The organism is Streptomyces sp. NPDC052101, assembly GCF_040680235.1.
GTDB lineage: Bacteria > Actinomycetota > Actinomycetes > Streptomycetales > Streptomycetaceae > Streptomyces.
The window spans coordinates 34,947-49,122 of the sequence record NZ_JBFAWH010000025.1; the positions used below are offsets into that span (position 1 = coordinate 34,947).

Below are 14,176 nucleotides of genomic sequence, written 5' to 3' on the forward strand. Positions count from 1 at the left end.
TCGAGACAAGTTCCTTTGCGGACCTCTCTGACCTGCACTAATGAACTGCCTTTTTCTTTAGTCCGGATGACCGCATTGACTTTCTCCGAACGGCACGGGCAAGGTCTCTGGCACCCCGACAGCCCGACACAGCAAGGGAGCCGTGTCACCGTGCCCATGCCCCGCAGAGCCCTCGCCGCCGCCGTTGCCGCCCTCGTCCTGCCGCTGAGCGCCTGCGGTTCGGGCGGGGACGACGGCGGCTCGACCGACGCCTCCGGAAAGGTCGAAGGTGACATCACCTTCCAGACCTGGAACCTGCGCGCGAACTTCAAGTCGTACTTCGAGGGCCTCATCGCCGATTTCGAGAAGAAGTACCCCGGCACGCATGTGAAATGGGTCGACCAGCCCGCCGAGGGCTACCCCGACAAGCTCAGCGCCGACGCCGCCGGCGGCACCCTGCCCGACGTCGTGAACGTCTCCCCGGACCTGGTCGCCCCCCTCGCCAGGGCCGGACTCGCCATGGACCTCGACAAGGCCGCCGCGAAGTACAGGTCCGAGTACCTGCCCGGCGCCTGGGCCGGCCACCAGGTGCCGGGCATGAGCGGCACCTACGCCTTCCCCTGGTACCTGAACACCGGGCCGCTCTTCTACAACAAGGCCCTCTTCCAGAAGGCGGGACTCGACCCGGACAAGCCGCCGAGGACCTACGACGAACTCTTCGCCGACGCCCTGCAGACGGCGAGCAGGAGCGGCGGCAAGGTCGCCACCCTCGCCAACGTCCCCACCATCGAGGACTTCGGGCGCTACGGCGTCACCCTGATGAACAAGCAGGGCACCGCGTTCGCCTTCAACGACACCAAGGGCGTCGAACTCCTCACCAAGTACAAGGAGTTGTACGACGCCAAGGCCCTTGACCCACAGGCGCTGACCGCGACCCCGGAGTCCTCCGGCAAGAAGTTCCTCACCGGCGCCGTCGCCATGAACCCCGGCAGCGCCCTCGACCTCGACAACTTCAAGAAGAACGCGCCCAGCCTGTACAGGAACATCGGCATCACCGACCAGATCACCAGCACCGGGCACGTCAACATGTACGTGATGGGTGTGATGGTCAACTCGCACACCAGGCACACCCCGGCCGCGGTCGCCTTCGCGCACTTCGTCACCGACGCCCAGAACCAGATGTCGTTCGCGAAGAAGGTCGCCATCTTCCCGAGCACCGCCGGCTCCCTGGACGACCCGTACTTCACCAAGGAGGACGGCACCGACGAGACCCGGGTGCGCATCGCCGCCGCCAAGTCCCTGAAGAGCGCGGTCAATTACACGCCCGTGCTGTTCAGCGACCAGATGAAGACCGCGCTGCGCAACGAGGTGGCCAAGGCGCTCCAGGGCAAGGAGAGTCCCGAGCAGGCCCTCGACAACGCTGTCAACGCCGTCAACCGGCTGCTCCGGCAGGGCTGAGGGGACATGGCCGCGCCCCTCCGCATCAGGCGCCAACTCCCCTTCAGTCCCTGGCTGTTCGCCGCACCCGGACTGCTCGTGACCGGTGCCTTCGTGCTCTACCCGTTCCTCTCCACCCTGGCGAACTCCTTCACCGACCGCCGCACCCTGCTGCCGGGCCACTTCGTGGGCCTCGCCAACTTCCGCGAGCTGCTCCACGACGACATGTTCTGGACCGGGCTGCGCAACAGCACCCTGTACATCGTCGGCGTCGTACCCGCCCTCGTCGTCCTGCCGTTGCTGCTCGCGCTGCTGGTGCAGAAGAACATCCCCGGCATCACCTTCTTCCGCTCCGCCTTCTACACCCCGGTCGTCGCCTCGATCGTGGTCGTCGGGCTGATCTGGGTGTGGCTGCTGGACGAACGGGGACTGGTCAACTCCCTGCTGGAGAGCGTGGGGATCGGCCGGGTCGGGTTCCTCAGCGACCAGTGGCTGCTCCTGCTGAGCGCGATGGCCGTCACGGTGTGGAAGGGCCTCGGCTACTACATGATCATTTACCTGGCGGCGCTGGCGAACGTGCCCCGTGAACTGCACGAGGCCGCCTCCGTGGACGGCGCGGGCCCCGTGCGCCGCTTCTTCTCGGTCACCGTGCCCGCCGTACGCTCCACGATGGTGCTCGTCGCCGCGCTCTCCTCGGTCGCCGCGTTCAAGGTGTTCTCCGAGGTGTACCTGATGGCCGGCCCGGCCGGCGGACCGGCCGGCGAGGACACCACCCTCGTCATGCTCGTCCAGCGCACCGGCACCGGCCTGACCGGCCGCGTCGGCTATGCCTCCGCGCTGTCCGTCGTCGTCTTCGCCGTCACCGTCGCGCTGATGCTGCTCGTGCTGCGCGCCGACCGCGGGGAGGAGTCGTGAGCGTCCTGGAGAAGGTGCGGCCCGAGGCGCCCGTGACGACGCGCCGGGAGCCCCGCGTCACCGACGAGCAGGGCCGCCGCATCCGCGTCGCCGAGCTGGTCTGGCGCTATCTGCTGCTGCTCGCCGTCCTCGCCCTCACCGTCGGCCCGTTCCTCTGGCAGCTGTCCACCTCCCTCAAGGGTCCCACCGAGGACATCTACAGCTCGCCGCCGAGCCTCCTGCCCGCCCATCCCACGCTGCACAACTACACGCGGGTCGCCGACACCATCCCCGTCTGGGACTACGCCCTGAACTCCCTGAAGGTCGCCACCGCCAACGTCGTGACGAACTGCGTCGGCTCGGCGCTCGCCGGATACGCCCTGGCCCGGCTGCGCTTCCGCGGCCGGCGCGTGACCACGCTGGTCTTCGTGCTCGCGATGCTGGTGCCCGTCGAGGGCATCGTCATCGCCCAGTTCACCACCATGCGCGAACTCGGCCTGAACAACACCCTCATCGGTGTCGTGCTGCCCGGCGCGATCGGCGCGATGAACGTGCTGCTGATGCGGGGCGCCTTCCGCAACCTGCCGTACGAGATCGAGGAGGCGGCGTACGTCGACGGGGCCAACGTCTGGCAGCGGTTCCTGCGTGTCGCGCTGCCCTCGGTGAAGGGCACGGTGGCCGTCGTCGCGATCTTCGCCTTCATGGGGGCCTGGGACGACTTCCTGTGGCCGCTGATCGTGCTCAGCGACCCGTCCAGGTTCACCCTCACCATCGGCCTGAACTATCTGCACGGCACCTTCGCCGACGACGAACGCATCGTCGCCGCCGGCACCGTGATCGCCGTGGCCCCGCTCATCGCCCTCTTCGCCTGCCTGCAGCGGTACTTCTTCCGCGGGGTCGGCGAGGGCGCCGTCAAGGGCTGAACACCCGTACGCCACAAGGACACTTCATGCCTCCAGCCGTGCGCTTCGGCATCAACTACACCCCGAGCGAAGGGTGGTTCCACCACTGGCTCGACTTCGACCTCGACTCGGTGCGGGCCGACCTCGACGCGATCGCCGCACTCGGCCTCGACCACATCCGCGTCTTCCCGCTGTGGCCCTACTTCCAGCCCAACCGCACCCTGATCCGCCCACGCGCCGTCGAACAGCTCATGGCCCTCGCCGACGCGGCCGCCGAACGCGGCCTGGACGTCAACGTGGACGGTCTGCAGGGCCACTTGAGCAGCTTCGACTTCCTGCCCGCGTGGACCCGCACCTGGCACCGGCGTAACCTCTTCACCGACCCGGACGTCCTGAGCGGCCAGGCCGCCTATCTGCGCACCCTCGCCGCCGCCCTCGCCGACCGGCCGAACTTCATCGGCATGACCGTCGGCAACGAGGTCAACCAGTTCGCCGCCGGTCCCCACCCCGACCCCGACCGGATCACGGAAGGGGACGCCGAGCGGTGGCTCACCGAGATGCTCGCCGCCTGCGCCGAGGGCGCCCCGGACCGGCTCCGGCTGCACGCCTCCTACGACGCCGCCTGGTACCAGGACGACCAGCCCTTCACCCCCGCCCTCTCCGCCCGTCTCGGCGACGTCACCGCCGTGCACTCCTGGGTGTTCAACGGCACCGCCCAGCGCTATGGCCGTACCTCCGTGTCGGCCGAGCACCACGCCGCCTATCTCGTCGAGCTGAGCAAGGCCTGGGCGGACGCACCCCACCGTCCGGTGTGGCTGCAGGAGGTCGGGGCGCCCGCGCCGCTCGTGCCCGCCGAGCACGCCGCCGCCTTCGCCGAGGCGACCGTCGCCCATGCCCTCGACTGCCCCGACCTGTGGGGCATCACCTGGTGGTGCTCCCACGACGTGGCGCGTGACCTCGCCGACTTCCCAGAACTGGAGTACGGGCTCGGGGTGTTCACCAACGACCGCGAGCCCAAGGACATCGCCCGCGTGCTGGCCGAGGCGGCACACCGGCCCCATGAAGCCCCCGCCGCACGCGGCACCGCCCTCGTCGTACCCGGCGATCCGGCCCTGCGCTCCCGCTGCGCCCCCGGCGGAGACGTCTTCGAGGCCTTCTTCCGGCTCGTCGCCGACGGCGCCCGCCCCACCACCGTCCTCGACACCCGCGCCCAGGACGAGGACCACCTCGCCGCGCGCGGCATCACCGACGTCGTCACTCCCGACCAGGTACTCCCCACCCCACACGGAGGCACCCGCTCGTGAACCCCAGCAGACGCACCGTACTCGTGGCCGGCGCGGCCGCCGGCCTGTCGCCGCTGCCCGCCTTCGCCGCCGCCCGCCCCAAGGCCGCGGCGACCCCGCCGTACGCCTCCTACTGGTACCCGGACTCGCTCCCCTCCGGCAGCCCGGGCACCGGCATCACCTGGCGCAGCCTGAAGAGCTGGCGCGCGGCCGACGACCCCGACCTCGCGTTCAACGCCGCGTCCGTGCCGCTCGCCGCCCGCTTCACCCCGACCCCCGCGAACACCACCGCCCGCTCCGGCCAGGCCCGCGTCCAGGCTCTCGTCTCCTTCGGGCCCACCTCCGGCAACCCTTCCCAGGGCTCGGCCACCGCCGACTACTACGCCCTGACCCACTGGGCCTACCTCGACGAGCTGGTCTTCTGGGGCGGCTCGGCCGGCGAGGGCCTGATCCTCGCGCCGAACGCGCCGATCGTGGACGCGGCCCACCGGAACGGCGTCCCGGTGCTCGGCAACATCTTCCTGCCGCCGACGGCGTACGGCGGTCAGCTCCAGTGGACCCGGGACCTGGTGCAGAAGGACGCCTCCGGGCACTGTCCGCTCGCCGCCCAACTGGTGGCGGTGGCGGCGGCGTACGGCTTCGACGGCTGGTTCGTCAACGCCGAGACCGGCGGCGGCACCACGGCCCTCGGCCAGGCCGTGCTCGGCTTCGTCAAGGAGCTGAAGGCGCTCGCGGCGGCCCGGGGACAGCGGGTGACCTGGTACGACGCGATGACCGTGAACGGCACGGTCAGCTGGCAGGGTGCGCTCGACAGCCAGAACCAGGCGTTCTTCCAGGCCGCCGACGACATGTTCGTGGACTTCCGCTGGAGCGCGGCCACACTTGCCTCCTCGGGTACGAAGGCGGACCGACTGGGCCGCAGCCGCTATCAGCTGTGGGCGGGCGTCGACGTCGAGTCGAACGGGTCCGACACGTCCGTGAACTGGGACGCGATCGTGCCGGCCGGCCGGCCGCACGTCACCTCGATCGGCTTCTACCGGCCGGAGTGGACCCGCAACCACCTGCCCGCCGACCAGCGCGCCCCCGAGGACTTCCACGCCGCCGACGACCGGTTCTGGACCGGGCGCTCGCTCGACCCCTCCCGGCCCGACACGAACGATCCCTGGCGGGCGCCGGCGGTGTCCGTCGCGGACCGCTCGACGGTGACCTCGCTGCCGTTCGCGACCGTGTTCAACACGGGGCACGGACAGCGCTGGTACGAGGACGGGGCCGTCACCTCGGACACGCCCTGGAACCACCTCGGGCTCCAGGACCGGCTGCCGGCGCGCCGCTGGGTCGTGCGCACGGCGGGGGAGCGGCCGACGGTGACCTTCGACTTCGCCGATGCCTGGCGGGGCGGGAGCAGTGTGCTGGTGGACGGTGAACCGGATCAACCCGTGGTGCTGGATCTGTACGCGACCCGGCTGCCGATCGGTGTGAACACGGTTGTCGAGCTGACGTACCGGACCGAAGCCGGTGCTGTGAACATCGAGGCGGCCGTGGCGACGGCCGAGCCGAACGGGGCCGGGGCGCCCCCGCCGTACAGCTATCTGGCTGTGAACTCGGTCAACAGGCACGCGTGCGTGAACTCGGTCAACGGCTGGCAGACCGTGACACTGCCGCTCACCGGACTCACCGGCACCGTCCACGCCCTCGGCGTCCGGCTCACGGCCACGGAAGGCCCAGTGCGCTGGCGCCTCGGCGGCCTCGCCGTCCGGGACACCGCCGGCACGCCCGCGGCGCCCACGGGCGCTCGCGTCACCGCCGCGACCGGCGGTGACCTCCGCCTCGCCTGGAACGCCGCTCCCGGCGCCGTGCGCCACTACGAGCTGCACCGCCTCCTGCCCGACGGCACCCGCCGCTTCCTCGGCGGCACCTGCCAGCGCGCCTGCTACCTCGCCGGCCTGCGGCCCGAGCAGGGCGAGAGCGCCGCACGGTTCGAACTGCGCGCCGTGGGGGAGCTGTACAACGCCTCGACCCCCGTGACCGTCACCCACCCCTGGTAAGCACCCGGAACCCATAACTCCGCAGGGAGCACCCCGTATGCATGACGACCGCACTCTGGTGGAAGCCCGCCTCCGGCGTGTCCTCGACGAACGCATCCGCCCCGCCGTCCATCCCGAGTCCGTGCCGCTGCGGGTCGCGGTCTGGCACGCGCCCGGCGAGCCCGTACCGGTCGCGGAGGGACTCGCCGCCCAGCCGGAGCCCATCGAGGTCGGCGCACGGTGGGGGGCTCCCTGGGGCACCAGCTGGTTCCGGGTGACCGGGACCGTGCCGAAGGCGTGGGCCGGGAGGACCGTCGAGGCCCTGCTCGACCTGGGCTTCGACGAGAACATGCCCGGCTTCCAGTGCGAGGGCCTGGTCCACCGGCCCGACGGCACCCCGGTGAAGGGGCTGAACCCGCGCAACCAGTGGGTGCGCATCGGCGCCCCGGTGGCGGGCGGGGAGGAGGTGGTCCTGCACATCGAGGCCGCCTCCAACCCCGTCATCCTCGACTACCACCCCTTCCGGCCCACCCCGCTCGGCGACAAGGACACCGCGGGGCACGAGCCGCAGTACACGCTCACCCGCATGGATCTCGCCGTCTTCGACGAGTCGGTGTGGCAGCTGGTCATGGACCTGGAGGTGCTCGACGAGCTGATGGCCGAGCTGCCCGTGGACTCCGCGCGCCGGTACGACATCCTGCGCGCCGTCGAACAGGCGCTGGACGCCGTCGACCTCCAGGACGTGAACGGCACGGCCGGCCGGGCGAGGCAGCGGCTCACCGGCGTGCTGTCGGCCCCCGCCGTGCCCTCGGCACACCGGATCAGTGCCGTCGGGCACGCGCACATCGACTCGGCCTGGCTGTGGCCGCTGCGGGAGACGGTGCGCAAGGTGGCCCGTACGGCGTCCAACATGACCGCGCTGATCGAGGACGAACCGGAGTTCGTCTTCGCCATGTCCCAGGCGCAGCAGTGGGCGTGGGTGAAGGAGCACCGGCCCGAGGTGTGGGCGCGGGTGAAGAAGGCCGTCGCCGAGGGGCGGTTCGTGCCGGCCGGCGGGATGTGGGTGGAGTCGGACACCAACATGCCGGGCTCGGAGGCGATGGCCCGTCAGTTCGTGCACGGCAAGCGGTTCTTCCTCGACGAGTTCGGCGTCGACAACGAGGAGGCCTGGCTGCCCGACACCTTCGGCTTCGCCGCCGGACTCCCGCAGATCATCAAGGCGGCCGGCTCCAAGTGGCTGCTGACCCAGAAGATCTCCTGGTCGCAGACGAACAAGTTCCCGCACCACACCTTCTGGTGGGAGGGCATCGACGGGACCCGGATCTTCACCCACTTCCCGCCCGTCGACACCTACAACTGCTCCATGAAGGGCAGCGAACTCGCCCACGCCGAACGCAACTTCAAGGACAAGGGCCGGGCCCGGCACTCCCTCGCGCCCACCGGCTGGGGCGACGGAGGCGGTGGCACGACCCGCGAGATGGTCGCCAAGGCGGCCAGGCTGCGCGATCTGGAGGGCTCGCCGGCCGTCGCCTGGGAGACACCCCGCGCCTTCTTCGAGAAGGCCGAGGCCGAGTACCCCGAGCCGCCCGTCTGGGTCGGTGAGCTGTACCTCGAACTGCACCGCGCCACCCTGACCAGCCAGGCGAGGACCAAGCAGGGCAACCGGCGCAGCGAGCACCTGCTGCGGGAGGCGGAGCTGTGGGCGGCCACGGCCACCGTACGCACGGAATTCCCTTATCCCTACGAGGAGTTGGACCGCATCTGGAAGACGGTCCTGCTGCACCAGTTCCACGACATCCTGCCGGGCTCGTCCATCGCCTGGGTGCACCGGGAGGCCCGGGCGACGTACGAGCGTCTCGCCGCGGAACTGGAGGGGATCATCGACGCGGCGCAGCGGGCCCTGGCCGGAGCGGGGGACCGGGAGCTGGTCTTCAACGCGGCGCCGCACAGCCGCGCCGGGGTCCTTGCCGGCGGTGCCGGAGCGCGGCGGTTTCCGCACGGGACGAGCGTGGCTCCGCGTGCCGTCGGCGGATTCGTCCTGGGCAACGGTCTGCTGCGGGTCGAGATCGACGCCCGGGGCCTGATCGTCTCCGCCCGCGACATCCAGGCCGACCGCGAGACCGTCGCCCCCGGCAGGGCCGCGGGCCTCCTCCAGCTCCACCAGGACTTCCCGAACATGTGGGACGCCTGGGACGTGGACGCGTTCTACCGGAACACCGTCACCGATCTCACGGACGCCGACTCGGTCCAGGCCGGCGAGGACGGCCTGTCGGTGCGGGTCACCCGCTCCTTCGGCGACTCGCGCGTCACCCAGGTGCTGTCCCTGCCGCCCGGCGAGCGGCGGCTGGTGATCGACACTGAGGTCGACTGGCACGAGACGGAGAAGTTCCTGAAGCTGGCCTTCCCGCTCGACCTGCACGCCGAACGGTACGCGTCCGAGACCCAGTTCGGGCATGTGTTCCGCCCCACCCACACCAACACCTCCTGGGAGGCCGCCAAGTTCGAGGCGTGCAACCACCGGTTCGTGCACTTTGAGGAGCCCGGCTGGGGCGTGGCGGTCGTCAACGACTCGACGTACGGCCACGATGTGACCCGCACCGTGCGCACCGACGGCGATCGCGGTACGACGACCACGGTTCGCGTGTCCCTGCTGCGTGCCCCGCGCTTCCCCGATCCCGAGACCGACCAGGGCCTCCACCGCTTCCGGCACGCCCTGATCCCGGGCGCCTCCCTCGCCGACGCGGTCCGCGAGGGCTGGCGGATCAACCTGCCGGAACGCCGCCTGACCGGCGCCCACGAGGTCGCCCCGCTGGTCACCGTCGACCACGACGCCGTCGTGATCACGGCGGTGAAATTCGCCGACGACGGCAGCGGAGACGTGGTGGTCCGCTTCCACGAGGCCCATGGCGGCCGGGCCCGCGCCACCCTCACGGCCGGCTTCGAGGTCGCCGAGGTCACCGCGACGGACCTGCTGGAGCGGCCGTCCGGCGACAAGGAGCCGCCGACGCGGGACGGCGACCGGATCACCGTACGCCTGCGGCCGTTCGAACTGGTGACGCTCCGGCTGCGGCCTGCCTGACCGGCGCGCACCGGGACCGGGGAATGCCCGCCCGTCTCGGTGCGCACTACCTCCCGGGTTTCCCGGCGGGCGACTGCCTGGGTGCCTCGCCACCCTGCTCCGCCAGCTGTGCCCGCAGCCACTCCTCGACCTCGCCCACATGGGCAGCCGCCGCCGCCCGTGCCGCCTCCGGATCGCGGGCGGTGAGGGCGCGGTGGATGGCGGCGTGTTCGCGACGGGTGCGGGCGAAGGCGCCCTCCTCCTGGTAGCCGCGCCAGACGCGGGCGCGGAAGGTGCGGGAGGACAGTCCCTCCAGGATGGCGGCCATGGTCTCGTTGCCCGCGGCGGCGACGATCTCGCGGTGGAAGGCGAGGTCGTGGGCGAGGATCTCCTCGGGGTCGTCGGTGGCGTTCATCGCCGCCAAGTGCTGTCCGACGGCGGCCAGCTGGTCCTCGGTGATCCGTGCGGCGGCCAGCGCGGTCGCCGTCGACTCCAGGATCCGGCGCACCTGAAGCAGCTCCACCAGCCGTGGGCCCCGGGACAGGTCCGCGACCACCCCGAAGGTCTCCAGCAGATCGCCGGCCTCCAGCGCGGTGACGTAGATCCCGGAGCCGTGCCGGGCCTCCAGGACGCCCATCACCGTCAGCGCGCGGATCGCCTCCCGCATCGAGCTGCGGGAGATGCCCAGCCGGGCCGCCAGATCGCGCTCGGTGGGCAGCCGCTGGCCGGGCTCCAGACGGCCCTCGGCGATCATCGCCTTGATCTCCTCGATGGCCCGCTGGGTCACCGTGCCCTTCTGCGGGGCTTCCTCGTCCACGCCGTTCCTTCCTCCCCGGGTGCGCCGCAGTCTAGCCAGCGAAGTGGTCCGACCACTATGGGTGCTACGCGGGAATTTCCGCTGCACGAGGGTGTTGTTTCGGCTCAGTGGTCTGATAAGTATGCGGCGTCTGCTCGAACACCCTCGACACCACCCTCAACGAGGAGCCGCGAGATGCCCGCCAGCACGGTCAGGAAGCGCAGCAGGTCCCGGATCATCGGCGTGGCGGCCCTGGCCGCCGGCGCCTCGCTCATGCTCGCCGCCTGCGGCAGCACCAAGGACACCGCGAGCACGGGCAGCGGCGGCACCGGCAGGGTCGGTGTGATCCTGCCGCTGCTGACCTCGCCGTTCTGGCAGTCGTACAACGACTACGTGCCCAGGATGGCCACGTCCGAGGGCGTCGAGGTGCTGAAGACGGTCAACTCCAACAGCGACCCGTCGCAGCAGATCACCGACATCGACAACGAACTCAACCAGGGAGTGAAGGGTCTGGTCGTCGCCCCGCTGGACAGCGCCGCCGTCCAGGCCGGACTCGACCAGGCCGAACGCAAGGGCGTCCCCGTGGTCGCCGTGGACGTCGCACCCGACAAGGGCAAGGTCGCCATGGTGGTGCGCGCCGACAACGTGGCCTACGGCGAGAAGGCCTGCGACTACCTCGGACAGCAGGTGGGCAGCGGCAAGGTCGTGCAGATCATGGGCGACCTCGCCTCGGTCAACGGCCGCGACCGCTCCGAGGCCTTCCGGTCCTGCGTCAAGAAGAAATACCCGAAGCTCAAGGTGCTGGAGATCCCCGCCAAATGGGAGTCCGACACCGCCGCCGCCAAACTCGACACACTCCTCAACGCCCACCCCGACATCAAGGGCATCTACCTGCAGGCGGGCGGTGTCTATCTCGCGCCGACCCTGCAGACCCTGAAGTCCAAGAACATGCTGAAGCCGGCCGGGCAGCAGGGCCACATCACCATCGTCTCCAACGACGGCATCCCGCAGGAGTTCGACGCCATCCGCAAGGGCCAGATCGACGCCACGGTCTCCCAGCCCGCCGACGCCTACGCCAAGTACGGCCTGTACTACATCAAGGCGGCGATGGCCGGGAAGACGTTCGAACCCGGGCCCACCGACCACGGCTCCACGATCGTGCGGCTGCCCAGCGGCATCCTGGAGGACCAGTTGCCCGCGCCGCTGGTCACCAAGGCCAATGTGGACGACCCCAAGCTGTGGGGCAACACGGTCAAATGAGTACACCGCTCGTGCAAGCCGAGGGCATCGTCAAACGGTACGGCCCCACCCTCGCCCTCGCCGACGGCCGGCTCACCGTCCGGCCGGGCGAGTCCCACGCCCTGGTCGGCCGCAACGGCGCCGGCAAGTCCACCCTCGTCGGCGTCCTCACCGGCCTGCAGGCCCCGGACTCGGGCACCGTCCGCTTCGACGGGGAGCCCGCGCCCCCGCTCGCCGACCGGGACGCCTGGCGCCGCAAGGTCGCCTGCGTCTACCAGAAGCCGACGGTGGTACCGGAGCTGACGGTCGCCGAGAACCTGTTCCTGAACCGGCAGCCGACCGGCCGCGGCATCATCAGCTGGCGCCGGCTGCGCCGCGCGGCCGCCGAACTCCTCGACACCTGGGACGTGCACGTCGACCCCGAGGCGCGCACCGCCGACCTGAGGGTCGAGGACCGTCAAATGGTGGAGATCGCACGGGCGTTGAGCTTCGGTGCCCGGTTCATCGTGCTGGACGAACCCACCGCCCAGCTCGACAACCGCGAGATCGAGCGGCTCTTCACCCGTATGCGCTCCCTGCAGGACTCCGGCGTCACCTTCCTGTTCATCTCGCACCACCTCCAGGAGGTGTACGAGGTCTGCCAGACGGTCACCGTGCTGCGCGACGCCCGCTGGATCACCACCGCACCCGTCGCCGAGCTGCCCAGGACCGCGCTGGTGGAGGCCATGGCGGGGGAGTCCATCGCCGAACAGGCCGTCCGGGCGAGGGAAGTCGACGACGCCGCTCCCGTCCTGCTGGCGGCACACGGGCTCAGCTCACCGGCGTACGAGAGCGTCGACCTGACCGTGCGCCGCGGCGAGGTCGTCGGACTCGCCGGCTCCAGCGGCAGCGGAAAGACCGAGCTGGCCGAGTCCTTCGCCGGACTGCACACCCCGACCGGCGGCACCGCCGAACTGGACGGCAGAAGGCTGCCGTTCGGCGACGTACGGGCAGTGCTGCGGGCCGGTGTCGGCTGTGTCCCGCGCGACCGGCACGAGCAGGGGCTGGTGTCCGCGATGAGCATCGGCGACAACGCCACGCTGAGCGTGCTGGACCGGCTCGGCCGGGCCGGTTTCGTCGCCACCGACGCGCGACGCCGCTTCGCCGCCGAGCTGATCGAACGCCTCGACATCCACGCCGAAGGCCCCGACCAGCCCGTGTCCGACCTGTCCGGCGGCAACGCGCAGAAGGTCGTCATGGCCCGCGCCCTCGCCTCGGACCCGCGTCTGCTGGTCCTCATCAACCCCACCGCCGGTGTCGACGTGAAGTCCAAGGAGTCGCTGCTCGCCCGTGTGGACGGCGCCCGCGACGACGGCACCGCCGTCCTCGTCGTCTCCGACGAACTCGACGACCTGCGCCGCTGCGACCGCGTCCTCGTCCTCTTCCACGGCCGTGTCGTCGCCGAGCACCCGGCCGGCTGGCGCGACCACGAGCTGATCGCCTCCATCGAAGGAGTTGACCATGGCTGACACCCGGGCCGCCCCGCCGCTCGCGCACCCGAAGACCCAGGACGCCCGCTCGGCCCGGACCGTCCTGCTCCGCCGGGCCCGCGAACTGGCCCTGGTCCCCGCCCTGTTGCTGCTCATGGTGCTCGGCGCGATGGTCAACGACTCCTTTCTCACCGAGCGGAACCTGATCTCGATCCTCGGTGCCTCCGCCGCGCTGGCGATGGTCGTCCTCGCCGAGTCCCTCGTGCTGATCACCGGCAAGTTCGACCTGTCCCTGGAATCGGTGGTCGGCATCGCTCCGGCCGTCGGTGCCCTGCTGGTGCTGCCCGCGAGCCAGTCCGGCTGGGGCACCGGCTTCCCGGCCGGGCTCGCCCTGCTCGCGATCCCCGTGGTCGGCGCGGTCATCGGCGCCTTCAACGGCGTCCTCGTCGTGAAGTTCCGGCTCAACGCCTTCATCGTCACGCTCGCCATGCTCATCGTGCTGCGCGGCCTGCTGGTCGGCGCCACCAAGGGCAAGACCCTGTTCGGCATGCCCGACAGCTTCTACTCGCTGGCCACCACCACCTTCCTCGATGTGCCCCTGTCGGTGTGGCTCGCCGCGGCCGCCTTCGCGGTCACCGGGTTCGTCCTGAAGTACCACCGCACCGGCCGCGCCCTGTACGCGATCGGCGGCAACGCGGACGCCGCCCGCGCGGCCGGAGTCCGGGTGGACCGCGTCATGCTCGGCGTGTACGTCGTCGCCGGTGTACTCGCGTCGGCCGGCGGCCTGCTGCAGACCGGCTACGTCGGCGCGATCAGCGCCAACCAGGGCCAGAACATGATCTTCACGGTGTTCGCGGCCGCGGTGATCGGCGGCATCAGCCTGGACGGCGGCAAGGGCACCATGTTCGGCGCCCTGACCGGTGTCCTCCTCCTGGGCGTCGTACAGAACCTGCTCACCCTCGCCCAGGTCCCCTCGTTCTGGATCCAGGCCATCTACGGCGGGATCATCCTCGTCGCCCTCGTGATCGCCCGCGTGACGACGGGCCGCGCCCAGGACTGACGCTCCATCAATCATCCGCCGACGGAAAGGACTTC

10 protein-coding genes are annotated in these 14,176 nt (G+C 70.8%); 9 read left to right on the forward strand and 1 reads right to left on the reverse strand.

The window, feature by feature from the left end:
• Positions 1–150 precede the first annotated feature (150 nt).
• The 6 genes from AB0L75_RS32885 to AB0L75_RS32910 are packed head-to-tail and all read left to right on the forward strand — an operon-like array spanning position 151 to position 9,598.
• Positions 151–1,437 (forward strand): extracellular solute-binding protein, encoded by a 1,287-nt coding sequence (locus tag AB0L75_RS32885; RefSeq protein WP_365188397.1) that lies wholly within the window; start codon positions 151–153, stop codon positions 1,435–1,437.
• A gap of 6 nt (positions 1,438–1,443) precedes the next feature.
• Positions 1,444–2,331: a sugar ABC transporter permease gene (locus AB0L75_RS32890; protein WP_365188400.1), complete on the forward strand. Its 888-nt coding sequence runs from the start codon at positions 1,444–1,446 to the stop codon at positions 2,329–2,331.
• Positions 2,328–3,233 (forward strand): carbohydrate ABC transporter permease, encoded by a 906-nt coding sequence (locus tag AB0L75_RS32895; protein WP_365188402.1) that lies wholly within the window; start codon positions 2,328–2,330, stop codon positions 3,231–3,233. Before AB0L75_RS32890 ends, AB0L75_RS32895 begins: the two co-directional genes overlap by 4 nt.
• 26 nt (positions 3,234–3,259) lie before the next feature.
• Positions 3,260–4,516 (forward strand): glycosyl hydrolase, encoded by a 1,257-nt coding sequence (locus tag AB0L75_RS32900; RefSeq protein WP_365188405.1) that lies wholly within the window; start codon positions 3,260–3,262, stop codon positions 4,514–4,516.
• Positions 4,513–6,540, forward strand: a complete 2,028-nt coding sequence (locus AB0L75_RS32905) for an endo-beta-N-acetylglucosaminidase (protein ID WP_365188408.1) — start codon at positions 4,513–4,515, stop codon at positions 6,538–6,540. The genes AB0L75_RS32900 and AB0L75_RS32905 overlap by 4 nt, the downstream gene beginning before the upstream one ends.
• A 37-nt stretch (positions 6,541–6,577) precedes the next feature.
• Positions 6,578–9,598, forward strand: coding sequence for a glycoside hydrolase family 38 C-terminal domain-containing protein (locus AB0L75_RS32910; RefSeq protein ID WP_365188411.1), 3,021 nt, complete (start codon positions 6,578–6,580; stop codon positions 9,596–9,598).
• Positions 9,599–9,644: 46 nt separating this feature from the next.
• Here AB0L75_RS32910 and AB0L75_RS32915 read toward each other — a convergent pair whose 3' ends face one another.
• On the reverse strand, positions 9,645–10,394 hold the full coding sequence (locus AB0L75_RS32915) for a FadR/GntR family transcriptional regulator (RefSeq protein WP_365188414.1): 750 nt from the start codon (positions 10,392–10,394) through the stop codon (positions 9,645–9,647).
• Positions 10,395–10,568: 174 nt separating this feature from the next.
• Here AB0L75_RS32915 and AB0L75_RS32920 point away from each other — a divergent pair, with 174 nt between their 5' ends.
• From AB0L75_RS32920 to AB0L75_RS32930, 3 genes are read left to right on the forward strand one after another with little or no spacing between them, the layout of a single operon-like run.
• Positions 10,569–11,633 (forward strand): sugar ABC transporter substrate-binding protein, encoded by a 1,065-nt coding sequence (locus AB0L75_RS32920; protein WP_365188417.1) that lies wholly within the window; start codon positions 10,569–10,571, stop codon positions 11,631–11,633.
• Entirely contained in the window at positions 11,630–13,120 is a 1,491-nt protein-coding gene (locus AB0L75_RS32925) for a sugar ABC transporter ATP-binding protein (RefSeq protein ID WP_365188420.1), read from the forward strand. The genes AB0L75_RS32920 and AB0L75_RS32925 overlap by 4 nt, the downstream gene beginning before the upstream one ends.
• On the forward strand, positions 13,113–14,141 hold the full coding sequence (locus AB0L75_RS32930) for an ABC transporter permease (protein WP_365188423.1): 1,029 nt from the start codon (positions 13,113–13,115) through the stop codon (positions 14,139–14,141). Before AB0L75_RS32925 ends, AB0L75_RS32930 begins: the two co-directional genes overlap by 8 nt.
• Positions 14,142–14,176: the final 35 nt, after the last annotated feature.

Bases quoted from the DNA above. Each gene is read 5' to 3' on its own strand.
- AB0L75_RS32900 (WP_365188405.1), top strand. From the start codon at position 3,260: ATGCCTCCAGCCGTGCGCTTCGGCATCAACTACACCCCGAGCGAAGGG.
- AB0L75_RS32925 (WP_365188420.1), top strand. From the start codon at position 11,630: ATGAGTACACCGCTCGTGCAAGCCGAGGGCATCGTCAAACGGTACGGC.
- AB0L75_RS32930 (WP_365188423.1), top strand. From the start codon at position 13,113: ATGGCTGACACCCGGGCCGCCCCGCCGCTCGCGCACCCGAAGACCCAG.
- AB0L75_RS32920 (WP_365188417.1), top strand. From the start codon at position 10,569: ATGCCCGCCAGCACGGTCAGGAAGCGCAGCAGGTCCCGGATCATCGGC.
- AB0L75_RS32890 (WP_365188400.1), top strand. From the start codon at position 1,444: ATGGCCGCGCCCCTCCGCATCAGGCGCCAACTCCCCTTCAGTCCCTGG.
- AB0L75_RS32910 (WP_365188411.1), top strand. From the start codon at position 6,578: ATGCATGACGACCGCACTCTGGTGGAAGCCCGCCTCCGGCGTGTCCTC.